Annotated in this window: 15 protein-coding genes; 5 read left to right on the forward strand and 10 right to left on the reverse strand. The window is 71.3% G+C overall.

The window, feature by feature from the left end:
• Positions 1-54: 54 nt before the first annotated feature.
• Together pepN and AB0L91_RS29510 are read right to left on the reverse strand one after the other, a co-directional pair.
• A complete protein-coding gene (pepN, locus tag AB0L91_RS29505; RefSeq protein ID WP_365015655.1) occupies positions 55-2,646 on the reverse strand; it encodes an aminopeptidase N in 2,592 nt (863 codons plus the stop codon).
• Between the two features lie 223 nt (positions 2,647-2,869).
• The gene (locus AB0L91_RS29510; protein ID WP_365015656.1) at positions 2,870-3,817 is read right to left on the reverse strand and encodes an NADP-dependent oxidoreductase; all 948 of its coding nucleotides are present in this window, start codon (positions 3,815-3,817) and stop codon (positions 2,870-2,872) included.
• Between the two features lie 70 nt (positions 3,818-3,887).
• On the opposite strand from AB0L91_RS29510, the gene AB0L91_RS29515 reads away from it, so the two are divergent.
• Both AB0L91_RS29515 and AB0L91_RS29520 read left to right on the forward strand, forming a co-directional pair.
• A complete protein-coding gene (locus AB0L91_RS29515) occupies positions 3,888-4,844 on the forward strand; it encodes a helix-turn-helix domain-containing protein (RefSeq protein WP_365015657.1) in 957 nt (318 codons plus the stop codon).
• Between the two features lie 189 nt (positions 4,845-5,033).
• The gene (locus AB0L91_RS29520; protein WP_365015659.1) at positions 5,034-5,858 is read left to right on the forward strand and encodes a phosphoribosylaminoimidazolesuccinocarboxamide synthase; all 825 of its coding nucleotides are present in this window, start codon (positions 5,034-5,036) and stop codon (positions 5,856-5,858) included.
• 18 nt (positions 5,859-5,876) lie between these two features.
• Here the strand turns inward: AB0L91_RS29520 and AB0L91_RS29525 are convergent, their stop codons facing one another.
• Positions 5,877-6,233 carry a helix-turn-helix domain-containing protein gene (locus AB0L91_RS29525; protein ID WP_357348141.1) on the reverse strand — a complete coding sequence of 119 codons (357 nt, stop codon included), beginning with the start codon at positions 6,231-6,233 and terminating at the stop codon, positions 5,877-5,879.
• A 50-nt stretch (positions 6,234-6,283) separates the two neighbouring features.
• Between AB0L91_RS29525 and AB0L91_RS29530 the strand changes: the two genes are divergently transcribed.
• On the forward strand, positions 6,284-7,177 hold the full coding sequence (locus tag AB0L91_RS29530) for an NAD(P)-binding domain-containing protein (RefSeq protein ID WP_365015662.1): 894 nt from the start codon (positions 6,284-6,286) through the stop codon (positions 7,175-7,177).
• A gap of 81 nt (positions 7,178-7,258) precedes the next feature.
• Here AB0L91_RS29530 and AB0L91_RS29535 read toward each other — a convergent pair whose 3' ends face one another.
• On the reverse strand, positions 7,259-7,969 hold the full coding sequence (locus AB0L91_RS29535; protein ID WP_365015664.1) for an NAD(P)H oxidoreductase: 711 nt from the start codon (positions 7,967-7,969) through the stop codon (positions 7,259-7,261).
• Positions 7,970-8,095: 126 nt separating this feature from the next.
• On the opposite strand from AB0L91_RS29535, the gene AB0L91_RS29540 reads away from it, so the two are divergent.
• Positions 8,096-9,043 (forward strand): AraC family transcriptional regulator, encoded by a 948-nt coding sequence (locus AB0L91_RS29540; RefSeq protein ID WP_355277042.1) that lies wholly within the window; start codon positions 8,096-8,098, stop codon positions 9,041-9,043.
• Here the strand turns inward: AB0L91_RS29540 and AB0L91_RS29545 are convergent, their stop codons facing one another.
• Genes AB0L91_RS29545 through AB0L91_RS29555 form a run of 3 tightly spaced genes read right to left on the reverse strand, consistent with a single transcriptional unit; the run spans position 9,044 to position 10,433 of the window.
• Entirely contained in the window at positions 9,044-9,475 is a 432-nt protein-coding gene (locus AB0L91_RS29545) for a nitroreductase family deazaflavin-dependent oxidoreductase (protein ID WP_355277044.1), read from the reverse strand.
• A 45-nt stretch (positions 9,476-9,520) separates the two neighbouring features.
• Positions 9,521-9,997 carry an NUDIX domain-containing protein gene (locus AB0L91_RS29550; RefSeq protein WP_365015666.1) on the reverse strand — a complete coding sequence of 159 codons (477 nt, stop codon included), beginning with the start codon at positions 9,995-9,997 and terminating at the stop codon, positions 9,521-9,523.
• Positions 9,998-10,022: 25 nt separating this feature from the next.
• Entirely contained in the window at positions 10,023-10,433 is a 411-nt protein-coding gene (locus AB0L91_RS29555) for a MarR family winged helix-turn-helix transcriptional regulator (protein ID WP_365015668.1), read from the reverse strand.
• A 72-nt stretch (positions 10,434-10,505) separates the two neighbouring features.
• On the opposite strand from AB0L91_RS29555, the gene AB0L91_RS29560 reads away from it, so the two are divergent.
• Positions 10,506-10,919: a winged helix DNA-binding protein gene (locus AB0L91_RS29560; RefSeq protein ID WP_365015669.1), complete on the forward strand. Its 414-nt coding sequence runs from the start codon at positions 10,506-10,508 to the stop codon at positions 10,917-10,919.
• A gap of 110 nt (positions 10,920-11,029) precedes the next feature.
• Here the strand turns inward: AB0L91_RS29560 and AB0L91_RS29565 are convergent, their stop codons facing one another.
• From AB0L91_RS29565 to AB0L91_RS29575, 3 genes are all read right to left on the reverse strand, one after another.
• Positions 11,030-12,295: a sigma-70 family RNA polymerase sigma factor gene (locus AB0L91_RS29565; protein WP_365015671.1), complete on the reverse strand. Its 1,266-nt coding sequence runs from the start codon at positions 12,293-12,295 to the stop codon at positions 11,030-11,032.
• Positions 12,292-12,687, reverse strand: coding sequence for a YciI family protein (locus AB0L91_RS29570; protein ID WP_355277055.1), 396 nt, complete (start codon positions 12,685-12,687; stop codon positions 12,292-12,294). The genes AB0L91_RS29565 and AB0L91_RS29570 overlap by 4 nt, the downstream gene beginning before the upstream one ends.
• 106 nt (positions 12,688-12,793) lie before the next feature.
• A complete protein-coding gene (locus AB0L91_RS29575) occupies positions 12,794-14,014 on the reverse strand; it encodes an FAD-dependent oxidoreductase (RefSeq protein WP_365015673.1) in 1,221 nt (406 codons plus the stop codon).
• Positions 14,015-14,060 lie beyond the last annotated feature (46 nt).

The following is a 14,060-nucleotide window of genomic DNA, read 5'->3' on the forward strand; positions in this document are numbered from 1 at the left end:
CGAGAACACGACAGGCCCCGATCCGCGGGGGATCGGGGCCTGTCCTGGTGTCACCTACTTGGCGTCGAATTCGCGTGCGCGCAGCGACCGTTCGATCCCGGCACGACCCTCGGAGACCAGGCGGTACAGGGCCGGCGGGTGATCGCCCGCCAGGAACTCGTCGGCCTTGGCGACCGCGTCCTCGCTGATGGCCCAGTGCGGGTACAGGCCGATGACGACGGTCTGGGCGACCTCGCTGGACCTGCGCTCCCACACTGCCGGGATGTCGGCGAAGTACTTGTCCACGTACGGCGCGAGCAACGCGCCCTGCCCGGCGGGCGCGAAGCCGCCGACGATGGCGCGGGCGGTGATGTTGGGCACCGAATCGTCGCCCATCACCGTGTTCCAGGCCTGCGCCTTCACCTCGGCGATCGGCCGCGCGGTGGCCGCCGCGGCGGCCTGGCGCTTGCCCGCCGCGGTCGGGTCGCCCGCCAGCTCGGCGTCGATGGTCGGCGCGTCGACCCCGTCGGCGTCGATCTGCCCCGACGCCGCCAGGGCGGTGACGACGCGCCAGCGCAGGTCGGTGTCGATGGTGAGCCCGGCCAGCCCGGCCGCCGCGGCATCGCCGTCGAGCAGCTGCGTCAGCACGCCGGTGTGGCGCGGCTCCAGCTTCGCGCCGGTGAGGGCGTTGACGAAGGCGAGCTGATGGTCCGACCCCGCCTCGGCCGCGCGGGCCAGCTCGAGCAGCCGGTCGGCGAAGCCGGGCCAGCCTTCCTGCTCGGCCCACCCCGGCTCGGCGTAGCTGGAGATGGCGGTGGCGGCCTGCATGAGCAGCCGCTGCACCACGCCGATCTCGGACTCCGCGCCGATCCCGCGCTGCACCAGCGCGACGAAATCGCGGGCCTTCATCTCGGCCTGGCGGGTCATCTCCCAGGCCGCCGACCAGGCCAGCGTGCGCGGCAGCGAGTCGGCGATGTCACCGACGCGCTGCACCACGACGTCGAGCGAGTCGGGGTCCAGGCGCAGCGAGCAGTAGGTGAGGTCGTCGTCGTTGACCAGCACCAGCTGACCGCGCGGCACCCCGGCCAGCTCCGGCACCTCGGTGCGCCCGGTCGCGTCGAGATCGAGCTCGACACGGTGGGTGCGCACCAGCTTGCCGTCGACGTCGTCGTAGACACCGATCGCGATGCGGTGCACCCGGTGCTCACCGGCACCGGGCTCGGCGCCCTCCTGCACCACGGCGAAACTCGCGAACGTGCCGTCGGCGGCGACGAGGAAGTCCGGGCGCAGGATGTTCAGGCCGGTGGTCTTGAGCCACTGCGCGCCCCAATCCGACAGGTCACGTCCCGACGCCTGCTCCAGCGCGGCGAGCAGATCGTCGAAGGTGGCGTTGCCGTAGGCGTGTTCGGCGAAGTAGGCGCGCAGCCCGGCCAGGAACGGCTGCAACCCCACGTAGGCGACGAGCTGCTTGAGCACGCTGGCGCCCTTGGCGTAGGTGATGCCGTCGAAGTTGACCTCCACCGCGTGCAGGTCGGGGATGTCGGCGGCGATCGGGTGGGTCGAGGGCAGCTGGTCCTGGCGGTAGGCCCAGGACTTCTCCACATTCGCGAACGTGGTCCAGGCGCTGGTGTATTCGGTGGCCTCGGCCTGGCACAGCACCGAGGCGAAGGTCGCGAACGACTCGTTGAGCCACAGGTCGTCCCACCACTTCATGGTGACCAGGTCGCCGAACCACATGTGCGCCATCTCGTGCAGCACGGTCTCGGCCCGGCGCTCGTAGGACGCGCGGGTCACCTTGGAGCGGAACACGTAGTCCTCGAGGAAGGTGACCGCGCCCGCGTTCTCCATCGCGCCCGCGTTGAACTCCGGCACGAACAGCTGGTCGTACTTGCCGAAGGCGTACGGCACGCCGAAGTTGTCGTGATAGAAGGCGAAACCCTGCTTGGTCTCGGTGAACAGCCGCTCGGCGTCCATGTGCTCGGCCAGCGAGGCGCGGCAGAACAGGCCGAGCGGGATCTCGCCGTGGCCGTCGGTGTAGGTGTCGGTCCAGGTGGCGTACGGGCCGGCGATCATGGCGACCAGGTAGGTGCTCATCTTCGGCGTGGTCGCGAAGGTGTGCCGCACCACCGCGCCGACCTTGTGCTCCTCGGCGGTGGCGCCGTTGGAGACGACCCGCCAGTCACCGGGCGCGGTGGCGACGATGTCGAAGGTGGCCTTGAGGTCGGGCTGGTCGAAGCAGGCGAACATCCGCTTGGCGTCGGCGGTCTCGAACTGCGAGTACAGGTAGACGTTGTCGTCGGCCGGGTCGACGAAGCGGTGCAGACCCTCACCGGTGTGCGAGTACTCGCAGTCCGCCTCGACGACGAGCTCGTTGGTCGCGGCCAGCTCGGGCAGCGTGATCCCGGTCGACTCGTCGTAGTCGCTGATGTCCAGCGGGGTCCCGTTCAGCACGGCCGAGCGCACCCGCGGCGCCACCAGGTCGATGAACGTGCTCGCGCCGGGGGTGGCGGTGAAGGTGACCGTGGTCTTCGAACCGAAGGTGTCCGACACTTCCGAGCCCGCGCTTCGCGGCTGGTCGGTGAGGTCGAGTTCGATCCGGTAGTTCTGCACGGCCACCGTCGCGGCGCGTTCGACCGCCTGGTCGCGGGTGAGATTCGGGGCGGACATAGATCTCCTTCGTCGTCGACGAACAGGGCACGGTCGGCGTTCCGGTCGGCACCGGCGCGCACATCAGCGTCCACAATGCCACTTGCCGTCGGCGCCCGCTCACGAGTTTCCGGCCCCACCGCCACCGCGTGCCCTGGGTCACGGCCACCGCGCATGCCCGGGCCGCAGCCACCGCATGCCGGGGTCGGCGCCGCCGCGCATCCAGTCGGCGGCGCCCACCAGGTCAGGGCACAGTGACCACGAGTTTTCCGAGCGTCCGGTCCGTCTCGCCGAGCGCGTGCGCCTTCGCCGCTTCGGCGAGCGGGAACACCCCGGCGATGGTCGGGCGCAGCGTGCCCGCGGCGAGCAGCTCGGCGACCGCGTTCATGCCCGCGTGATCGGCCTCGACCAGCAGCGCGGCGAACCGGACGCCGCGCTCGGCGGCCGCGGCCCGCAGGTCGTCCTGGGCGCCTGCCCGGATGGTGACGAGCAGGCCGCCGGGCCGCAGCGTCGGCAGCGACCGGCGGGAGTTCTCCTCGCCGAGCGTGTCGAGCACCACGTCGACCTCGCGCACGGCCGCCGCGACATCGACCTCCCGGTAGTCGATCAGCTCGTCGGCCCCGAGCGCGCGCAGGTGCTCGTGCTTGGCCGTGCTCGCCGTCCCGATCACGTACGCGCCCCGCGACTTCGCGATCTGCACCGCCAGATGTCCCACCCCGCCGGCGGCCGCGTGGATCAGCACCCGCTGACCCGCCTGGATGTTCGCGGTGTCGACCAGGGCCTGATACGCGGTGAGCGCGGCGAGCGGGGTCGCCCCGGCCACGATGTGGTCGACGTTCGTGGGCTTGCGCGCGAAGGCCCGCGCGGGCCCGGTGACGTACTCGGCCAGCGAACCGTGCCCGTGCGGATAGGGAAGCATGCCGAACACCTCGTCGCCTGGCGCGAACAGGGTGACGCCGAAACCGACGGCCTCGACGACGCCGGAGACGTCCCAGCCGAGGACGAAAGGCGGTGCGGGCAGGAACAATCCGGGGATCGCGCGGTGCTTCCAGTCGGTCGGGTTGAGTCCGGCCGCGTGTACCCGGACGAGCAGCTGACTCGGGCCGGGTGTGGGACGGGGGAGTTCGATCTCGCGCAGCACCTCGGGTCCGCCGAGGGTGTCCTGACTGATGGCGCGCATGGTGTCGGTCATGGGGTCAACGGTGCCGGGCGGCGGCCGCCGGGGAAATGGCAGGAAAGTCATCATCCGATAGAATCGTGCCATGCATCGTGTGGTGGTCCTGGCGCTCGACGGCGTCTACCCGTTCGAACTCGGCACCCCGCAGCGCGTCTTCGGCACCATCGACGACCGGTACGAGGTGCTCACCTGTTCCGTCGACGGGCGGCCGGTGCGGACCTGCGCCGACTTCCGGATCGCCGTCGAGCACGGGCCCGAACTGCTGGCGACCGCCGACACGGTGGTGATCCCCGCGTCCGACATCACCGAGGCGCTCGCCGGGCTCGGCGCGGTGACCAGGGGCGCGCTCGCGCGGATCCGGCCCGGCACGCGCATCGTGTCGATCTGCACCGGCGCGTTCGTCCTGGCCGCGGCGGGCCTGCTCGACGGCAGGCCCGCGACCACGCACTGGCGCATGGCCGCGTTGTTCCGCAGGCACTTCCCCCTGGTGCGGCTCGACCCGGACGTCCTGTTCGTCGACGACGGCGATGTCCTGACCTCGGCGGGCGCGGCCTCCGGGGTCGACCTGTGCCTGCACATCGTGCGCGCCGATCACGGCAGCGCGGTGGCCAACGAGGTGGCGCGCCGCTGCGTGGTGCCGCCGTGGCGGGAGGGTGGGCAGGCGCAGTACATCGACCTGCCCGTCCCCGATCCGGCGATGGCGAGCACCGCCGCGACCAGGCACTGGGCCATGGAGAACCTGGCGCTACCGCTGACCATGGCCGACCTCGCCCGGCACGCGGGCATGAGCAGCCGCACCTTCGCCCGCCGCTTCGGTGACGAAGTGGGCCTGAGCCCCGGCCGCTGGCTCACCCAGCAGCGCGTGGTGCGCGCCCGCGACCTGCTCGAGGCCAGTGAGCTGTCGGTCGAGCAGATCGCGGGCCGGGTCGGCTTCGCCACCGGAACCTCACTGCGCCAGCACTTCCAGACCGCGATCGGCGTCGCCCCGCTGGCCTACCGCCGGACCTTCCGCCGCAACGACGGCGACCGCGCGACCGCCTGACCGGGGCATCGGCGAACCTGCGGCGGACCGGCGCGCGCCGCGGGGACCCGTTGCCCGGACGAGAGCGCGCCGCGCCGGAATGTGACCGGTCTCGCGTCGCGGTGACCAGCCCCGATTCGGCCGACGGGCGGCCGGTAGAGTTCCTGCGAACCCACCAAGGTGCCGTACCCAGGATTCGGAGGCTCGACGTTGAAGCATGTGCACGCCGGGAAAGTTCGCGACCTCTACGAGAACGGCGACACCCTGCTGCTCGTCGCCTCGGACCGCGTCTCGGTCTACGACGTCGTGCTGCCGACCCCGATCCCGGACAAGGGCGCGCTGCTGACGCAGCTGTCGAACTGGTGGTTCGAATACTTCACCGGCATCCCCAACCACGTGGTCTCGGCCACCGACGTGCCCGCCGAGTTCGTCGGGCGCGGCATCCGGGTCAAGCCGCTGAAGATGGTGCAGGTCGAGTGCATCGCGCGCGGCTACCTGACCGGCTCGGGGCTCAAGGAGTACCAGCAGTCGGGCACCGTGTCGGGCATCGCCCTGCCGCCGGGGCTGCGCGACGGCGACAAGCTGCCCGAGCCGATCTTCACCCCCTCCACCAAGGCCGCCGAAGGGCACGACGAGGCGATCAGCTTCGCCGACGTGGTGAACCAGGAGGGCCGCGAGGTCGCCGAGCGGCTGCGCGATCTGACCCTCGAGATCTACTCGCGCGGTGCCGAGCACGCGGCGAAGGCCGGCGTGATCGTCGCCGACACCAAGGTCGAATTCGGCTGGGACGGTGACGTGCTCACCCTCGGCGACGAGGTGCTCACCTCCGACTCCTCGCGCTTCTGGCCCGCCGACGAATGGGAGCCGGGCCGTGCCCAGCGCTCCTTCGACAAGCAGTTCGTGCGCGACTGGTCGACCTCCACCGGCTGGAACAAGGAGTACCCGGGCCCGGAGATCCCCGCCGACGTGGTCGAGGCGACCCGGCGCAAGTACGAAGAGGCCTACGAGCGCATCACCGGCCGGACCTGGAGCTGACCGGCTCGCCGCGCCCGGTCAGTGCACCGGCGCGGCAACGCCTTTGACCTCGCAGATGTGGTCCATGTTGGCGGTGCCCCACGCGCCGAGTGTGACCAGCGCCGCGTTCAGGGAGACCCCCAGGTCGGTGAGTGAGTACTCGACCTTCGGGGGCACCTGCGCGTAGATCTCCCGGTGCACGATGCCGTCGTGCTCGAGCTCGCGGAGCTGCTGGATCAGCATCTTCTCGGTGACGCCGGGCACCAGCCGTTTGAGATCGCCGAAGCGCTGGGTACCGGTGGACAGCGCCCACAGGATCAGCGCCTTCCACTTGCCGCCGACGACGTCGAGCGCGGCATCGATCCCGCACGAGTACGGACGCTCTCGCTGCTTCATGGTCGCCTTACTTACTTTTTGGTGAGTATTGGACTTGATAGTCGGTACTTGTGCAGTGTACCGCTACCGGCGAATCTGGGAGGGCGTTGCCGACCGGCAACGAGAGCTGCGAACCAAGGGGAACAATGACCAACTCGGCGACGGCACAGCGGGTTTCGGTGATCGGTCTCGGCGCGATGGGCGCCGCGCTGGCGCGGGCGCTGCTGGCGGGCGGTCACCAGGTGACGGTGTGGAACCGCACCGCGGCGCGGGCGCAGCCGCTCGTGGCCGAGGGCGCGGTGCTCGCGGCGACCTCCGCCGAAGCGCTGGCGGCGGCCGATCTGGTGATCCTGTGCGTGCTCGACGACGCGGCGGCGCGCGAACACCTCGAGCCCGCGGCGGCGTCGCTGCGCGGGCGCACCGTGGTGAACCTGACCACGACCACACCGGAACAGGCGCGGGCGCTGGGCCGCTGGGCCGCGGACAACGCGGTCGAGCTGATCGACGGCGGCATCATGGCGGTGCCGTCGATGATCGGCGGACCGGGCGCGTTCGTGCTGTACAGCGGCATGAGCGCGGCGTTCGAGCGGTACCGCCCGGTGCTCGAGCTGTTCGGCTCGGCCGAGTTCGTCGGCGCCGACCTGGGCGCGGCGGCCATGTACGACGTCTCGATCCTGGGCGGCATGTACGCGATGTTCGCCGCGTTCCAGCAGGGCGGCGCGATGGTCCGCAGCACCGGCGGCACCGCCGAGCGGCTGGCCGGGCTGATGGCCCCGTTCCTCCAGGCCATGGCGACCCTGCTCACCCAGCACGCGGTGGGCATCGACACCCCGGCCGACTTCGTGCAGGAACAGAGCGACGAATTCACCGCCGCCGCCATCGATCTGATCGACAAGGCGGCCGTCGAATCCGGCAATCCCACCGAGCTCTTTCTTGTGCTGCGGCGGACGCTCACCGGGCTGTGACGACGAGGCGGCTCGCTCGATCGCGAGCCGGGTCGGCCGACCGTGTGGTGACCTCGCCGTCACCACACGGTCGCCGGGGACTCAGGCGTCGACCAGTTGGGCGGCCAGGAACTCGTCGACGAAGCCGGCGGCCGTCGCGTCGAACGCGGCGTAGTGCGCGGTGCGCGCGTCGCCGCTGATCGCCTCGCCGATCAGCAGATTGCCCTCGGCGTCGAGCGACTGCGGCTGCTCCTCGGCATCGGGCAGCAGCCGCACCCGCGAGTCGGCGAAGCCGCTGTAGTAGGCCAGACCCTCGCTGAGCAGGCCCTCGAGCACCGCCTGCATACCGGGGACGATCGCGTCGTCGGCGGTGGCGCCGGCCAGACCGATCCACAGCACGCGCTTGCCCGCCAGCCGGGGCTTGCTGCGGCCGTAGGCGAAGCCGTAGTTCCAGACCCGATCGATCCAGCCCTTGAGGATCGCGGGCGGGCTCTGCCAGTAGACCGGGAACACCACCACGACCACGTCGGCGGCGAGCAGGCGTCGCATGTGGGCCTCGGTCTCGGCGGAGTACTCCTTGTCCCGATGACCCCAATCGGGCTGATCGGCGACGGTCATCCGCGGGTCGAAACCCTCGGCGTGCAGGTCGAGCAGGTCGACCTCGTAGCCGCCTGCGGCGAGCCGGGCGACGGACAGGTCGGCGATGTGCGCGGTCAGCGAGTCGCGGCGATGGTGGGAGAGCACGACAAGCGCACGGCGAGTGCCGGATTCGGTCGGCTGCGGGTCGGTGGCGGTGGCGGGGGACTGCGACACGGTGGACTCCCTGTTTCGGTCGTGGCGGTGGGGCGTGCGCCCCGTGCCTTCGAGTCAACCGCGAATCGCATGGACGATCTATGGGTGATCATCTCGGGTTGATAGGAGTTCGTCTACGTTGGTGGCATGGATCCGTTGAGTTCACTGCTGAGTGGCATCCGTGCCGATGGCTCGGTCCTCGCCCACGCCGTCCTGCGCGCGCCGTGGACGATCCACTTCGCCGACCGGGCCCCGCTGATCATGGTGTGCGTCCTGCGCGGCGGCGGCACCCTGGTGCTCGCCGACGGCTCGCGCACCCGGCTCGTCGCGGGCGACACCGCGGTGATCCAGGCCGGAGAACCGTTCCGGCTCACCGACATCGACACCGCCGCCGATCGCCCGCCGGTCGAGTACGAACTGTCGTGCTTCGTGCCGAACGGCTTCGGCCCGGCCGATCTGAGCTGTGCCACACCGGAGTTGATCGAGGCGGTCACCGAAACCGGTGCGCCGGAAGAGACCTCGATGATCGTCGGGGCCTATCGCGCCTCGGGCAGGCGGCACGAACGGTTGCTGCGCGCGTTGCCGCCGGTGATGGTGGTCGCCGCCGACAGCGATGTGTGCACCTGGCTGGAGGAGTCGGCCGCCGAGGCGGTCCGGCACAGCGCGGGGTCGCAGGCCATGATGGACCGCCTGCTGGACTGGGCGCTGGTCTGCAACCTGCGCACCTGGCTCGCCGAGCAGCAGCACTGCGCGCCCGCCTGGTATCGCGGCATGGCCGACCCGGTGGTCGGCCCGGCCCTGGAGGCCATCCACGCCAGGCCGTTCCACCGCTGGACGGTGGCGAGCCTGGCCGCCGAGGCCGCCGTGTCCAGGGCGCTGTTCGCGAAGCGGTTCACCGAGGTGATCGGCGAACCGCCGCTGACCTACCTGACCGAATGGCGGATGGCCGAGGCCGAGGAACTGCTCGCCGATCCCGCGCGCAGCGTCGCCCAGGTCGCGACCAGTGTCGGCTACTCCGACGCCTTCGGTTTCAGTGCCGCGTTCAAGCGCTCGCGCGGCAGCAGCCCGACGGAGTTCCGGGCCGCGCTCGTCTGATCAGGCGCGCGGGGTCAGCAGGACCAGCGGGATCTCCCGGTCGGTCTTGGTCTGGTAGTCGCCGTATCCCTTGTAGCCCGCCACGACCCGGGGCCACAGCTTCGCCCGCTCCTCGGGCGTGGCGATGTGGGCCGTCATCGGGCGGGTCGGGCCGGTCTGCAGCGACACCTCGACGTCCGGGTTGTCGCGCAGGTTGAGGTACCAGGCCGGATGGGTCGGATCGCCGCCGCGCGAGGCGACGACGACGATGGTGTCCCCGTCGATGACCGGCGCGGTCAGCATCACCTTGCGCGGGGTGCCGGATTTGCGGCCGATCGTGGTCAGTTCGAGGGACGGCATCCCGAAGATGCTCTTGCCGATGCGGCCGCCGGTGAGCGTGAGCAGGGCGCGGTGACCGGCGTTCATGATCTTCAGCTGCAAGTCGCTGGGCATGTCCGCAATCTACTCCGCTTCCGTGAACGGGCGGGGTGTCCGCGATCAGCCGAGCAGCTCGGTGAGGCGGGCGAGGAAGGGCCGCTGGCCTTTTCCGAGTTTGTCCAGCGCGGTGGCCGGATCGAACCAGTCCGCGCGGTCGATCTCGGGGAACTCGCGCAGTCGGCCGGAGCGGGGCGGCCACTCCATCTCGAAGGTCCCCGGGACCACCTCGGCCGGGTCCAGATCGCCCTCGACCGCCCACACGGTGACGGTCTTGCGCCGGTTGCCGCTGCCGTAGGTGACGTCGCCGAGTCCGGTCCACTCGCCCGCGGGGACCGGAAGGCCGAGTTCCTCGGTGAACTCCCTGGCCGCGGCCGCGCGCGCCGATTCCTCCTCGGGCACGTACTCGCCCTTGGGAATCGACCACGCCGAGGCGTCCTTCTTCGCCCACAGCGGGCCACCCAGGTGCCCGAGCAGGACTTCGATCCCGCCCTCGCCGCGGCGGTAGACCAGGACACCCGCGCTGAATACATCCGTCACGACGGAGAGTCTGCCAGGAACGCGGTCAGTCGAGGCCGTCGACGAAGCGGCCGAGCAGGCGGGCGAACGCGGCGCGGTCGGCGTCCGGCCATCCGGTCATCGCGCGGTCGAAGGCGCCGCGGCGGCGCTCGTGCGCGCGCTCGAGCAGGTCCCGGCCTGGCTCGGTGAGCACCAGCAGCGAGCGGCGGCCGTCGGATTGGTCGGCGACGCGGCGCAGGTAGCCCGCCGTCACGGCGGCGGCGACGAGCTTGCTGGCCCGGGGCTGGTCCACCGCCAGCGCGGCGGCCACCGTGGACACGGTCGGCTCGGTGGCGTCCTCGACGACATCGAGCACGTCGAAGGCCTGCCCGCTCGGCGCGTCCGCCGCCAGGGTGCGCCGGGTCTGGCGCCGCCGGATGGCGATCATCGCCCGTTCGATCCGCTCGACCTCGTCCACGGGCTCATGCTACCGTCGAACATGTACATGCAATAGAACATGTAGTTGCTGATAGGCATGGAAGGGTGTGCGATGACCGAGCGCAGGTTGATCGGCTACCAGGTCAAGCGCCTGGACCAGCTCATCGAGGCGAGCTTCGATCGGGCGGTCGAGAGCGTGGGGATGTCGCGGCGCGAATGGCAGGCGCTGAATACGATCGCCCGGGAACCCGGCGCCGATCTGGTCGATGCGCTGCGCCCGTTCTGGGAAGCCGACGGCGAGTCGATCGCGGACGTCACCGCTGCCTTGGTCACGCGTGGGTGGATCACCCGCGGGGCGGACGGCCGGTGGACCGTCACCGACGCGGGCGGGGCGGCGCACGAGTCCGCCGCGCGGTCGGTGGGGGCGATCCGTCGACAGCTGGCCGAGGGTGTCACCGAAGACGAATTCGCCGCGCTCACAGGCACTCTCGCGCGCATGATCGCGAATCTGGAGCGGGCGGGCTGAGGTCCATCGGCCCCACCCGCGTGTGCCCGCGCCGGCGGGGATCGTCGACCATCCGAACGCCGTCGGGTGCGGCGGGGGAAGGCAGGTCCGCCCCTTGATCGTGGCGGCGCTCAAGGGACCGGTGCGGCCGGACCCGGGTCGACGGCATCGGCGACGCCGGGGCGGTCCACCGCGGCCGAACGCACGCGGGCGGCGCGCAACAGCAGGTAGTCGCGCTCCGGCACGCTCGCCGTCTGCGTGGCGGCCAGCTGGTACTGCGCGACGGCGGCCGCGTCGTCACCCGCCATCTCGTGCAGGTGCCCGCGCACCGCGGCCAGGCGGTGGGAGCGGGCCAGTGGCTCGGCCACCGTGTCGGCGACGGCGAGTCCGGCGGCCGGGCCGTGCACCATGGCGGTCGCCACGGCCCGGTTCAAGGTGACCATCGGATTCGGATTCGATCGCTCGATCATGGTGTAGAGCACCAGGATCCGGGCCCAGTCGGTGTCCGCCACGTGCGCGGCCTGGGCGTGCAGGCCCGCGATCGCGGCCTGGAGCTGGTAGCTCCCGGTCAGGCCGGCGGGCATGGTCGCGGTGAGCAGGCGCAGGCCCTCGGTGATCTGGGCGTGATCCCAGCGGGTGCGGTCCTGTTCGTGCAGCGGGACCAGCTCGCCGTGCGGACCCGAGCGGGTGGCCCGGCGGGCATCGGTGAGCAGCATCAGCGCGAGCAGGCCGGTGACCTCGGTGTTGTCGGGCAGCAGGGCACGCAGCGCGCGGGTCAGCCGGATCGCCTCGGCGGACAGGTCGGCGCGGCGCAGCCCCGACCCGGCACTGCTGGTGTGGCCCTCGGTGAAGATCACGTAGAGCACCTGGAGCACCGCGCTCAGCCGCGCGCCGTCCTGCGCGCCGTCGGCGAACGGGCGCTCCGACTCGGCCAGCCGCTTCTTCGCGCGGGAGATGCGTTGCGCCATGGTCGCTTCGGGGACCAGGAAGGCGGCGGCGATCTCGGCGGTGCTCAGGCCACCGACCGCGCGCAGCGTCAACGCGATCGCGCCCGCGGGCGGCAAGTCGGGGTGGCAGCACAGGAAGTACATGTCGAGGGTGTCGTCGTCGGCGCTCGCCTCGGCGGGCACCTCGCGCGCGAACACCGTGGTCTCCCTGCGCCGCCGGGCGACCTCGGCGCGCACCGCGTCGGCCATCCGGCGCTGGGCGACCTGGATCAGCCAGCCGCGCGGATGCTCCGGCAGGCCCTCGGTCCGCCACTGGGTCGCGGCGGCCAGCAGCGCGTCCTGCACGGCGTCCTCGGCCAGGTCGAAATCGCCGAACCGGCGGACCAGGACACCGAGGACCTGCGGGGCGAGCTCGCGCAGCAGGTCCTCGGTGCGTGGGTCCGTACTCACTCCGCCGGGGCGCTCATGACCTGGCGCACCTCGATGTACTCACCGATCGGCGTGCCGCCGGGACCGGGCGCGGCCGAGGCCTGCGCGGCGATCTCGATGGCACGCTCGCGCGAGTCGACGTCGACGATCCAGTAGCCGGCCAGGAACTCCTTGGTCTCCGGGAACGGGCCGTCGGTGACCACCGGCGCCGAGCGGCCGTCGGAGAGCACGATCAGCGCCTGATCCGGCCCGGCCAGGCCCTGGGCGTCGACCAGTTCGCCCGCGGCGGCGAGCTGTTCGCCCAGTACCCGCTGGAAATCGATGTGGGCGGCGATGTCCTCGGGCGCCCACTCGGGAATCGGGGTGTTGCAGTAGGCGGCCTCGGCGTAGGTCTTGACCAGCATGAACTTCATCGCATCGCTCCTGGTGTCGGGGGCGCCCCGCGGGCGCGCTCGAGACATGGTCGGAGCGGGCGCGCGCCGTTCGACACATCCGCCCCGCCAGTCGGTGTGAACTGGGTCACAGGGGAATGTCGGGGTCGGCCAGCCGTTCCGGATCGACCGGGGCACCCGAGAGGATCAGCTGCTTGATCCGCTCGGTCACGTCCCAGACATTGACGTTCATCCCCGCCACGACCCGGTTGTCCGGGTCCAGCCAGAACGCCACGAACTCGCGTTCGTCCTGATCCCCGCGCACCACCACGCGCACGTCGTCGTCGCGGCCGACATAGCCGGTGTACTCCATGCCGACGTCGTACTGATCGCTGAAGAAGTACGGGAGGCGGTCGTAGGAGGCGGGTTTGCCCAGCATGGTCAGCGCCGCCACGGCGGGCTGGTTCAGCGCGGTGGCCCAGTGCTCGACCCGCACCGGCCGGTTCAGCACCGGATGCTGCTGCTCGGCGATGTCGCCGACCGCGACCACATCCGGATCGCTGGTGCGCAGGGCCGCGTCGACCACCACACCCCCGTTCGTCGTGAGCCCGGCGGCCAGGGCGCCTTCGATATTGGGCGCCGCGCCCACCGCGACCAGCACCGCCTGCGCGGGCACCACCGTGCCGTCGCCGAGCTGCACGCCGGTCGCGATGCCGTCCTCGGTCAGGATCATCTCGACATTCGTGCCGGTCCGCAGGTCGACGCCGTGCGAGCGATGCAGCTCGGCGTAGAAGGCGCCCATCTCCGGACCGAGCGCGCCGATCAGCGGCAGCTCGGCCGCCTCGAGCACGGTGACGTCGACCTGCCTGGCCCGCGCCTGCGCGGCGACCTCGAGCCCGATCCAGCCCGCGCCGATGATCACCAGCTTGCGGTGCGAGCGCAGGATCTCGGCGATCACATCCGAATCCCCGATCGTGCGCAGCGTGTACACGTTCGGCGCGGCGGCCCCCGGAATCGGCAGGGTGCGCGGGCGCGAACCGGTGGCCAGGGCCAGCTTGTCGTAGGTCAGGGTGGAACCGTCGGGCAGCGTGACGGTGTGCGCGGCCGGATCGAAGGCCGTCGCGGTGGTGCCCAGCCGCAGGTCGATGTGGTGATCGCGGTACCAGGACCCCTGGTCGACGGTGAAATCGGGAAGCTGCTGGGTGCCGGCCAGATGCTGTTTGGACAGCGGCGGCCGCTCGTAGGGCAGCTCCTCCTCGGCGGCCAGCACCGTCACCCGGCCGTCGAAGTCGTTGGCGCGCAGAGCCTCGGCCAGCTTGGCTGCACCGAGTCCGCCGCCGATGACGACGAAATGCTGATTCGAGCTCATGAACGGACTCCTTCTCGCGGACGACCGGACTCCCTCGCCTCGAGCC

The organism is Nocardia sp. NPDC051833, assembly GCF_040681225.1.
Classification (GTDB): Bacteria; Actinomycetota; Actinomycetes; order Mycobacteriales; family Mycobacteriaceae; genus Nocardia.

Coding starts and splice junctions, on each gene's coding strand:
- pepN (WP_365015655.1), bottom strand. CDS start 2,646: ATGTCCGCCCCGAATCTCACCCGCGACCAGGCGGTCGAACGCGCCGCG.
- AB0L91_RS29510 (WP_365015656.1), bottom strand. CDS start 3,817: ATGACCGACACCATGCGCGCCATCAGTCAGGACACCCTCGGCGGACCC.
- AB0L91_RS29515 (WP_365015657.1), top strand. CDS start 3,888: ATGCATCGTGTGGTGGTCCTGGCGCTCGACGGCGTCTACCCGTTCGAA.
- AB0L91_RS29525 (WP_357348141.1), bottom strand. CDS start 6,233: ATGAAGCAGCGAGAGCGTCCGTACTCGTGCGGGATCGATGCCGCGCTC.
- AB0L91_RS29540 (WP_355277042.1), top strand. CDS start 8,096: ATGGATCCGTTGAGTTCACTGCTGAGTGGCATCCGTGCCGATGGCTCG.
- AB0L91_RS29545 (WP_355277044.1), bottom strand. CDS start 9,475: ATGCCCAGCGACTTGCAGCTGAAGATCATGAACGCCGGTCACCGCGCC.
- AB0L91_RS29560 (WP_365015669.1), top strand. CDS start 10,506: ATGACCGAGCGCAGGTTGATCGGCTACCAGGTCAAGCGCCTGGACCAG.
- AB0L91_RS29570 (WP_355277055.1), bottom strand. CDS start 12,687: ATGAAGTTCATGCTGGTCAAGACCTACGCCGAGGCCGCCTACTGCAAC.
- AB0L91_RS29575 (WP_365015673.1), bottom strand. CDS start 14,014: ATGAGCTCGAATCAGCATTTCGTCGTCATCGGCGGCGGACTCGGTGCA.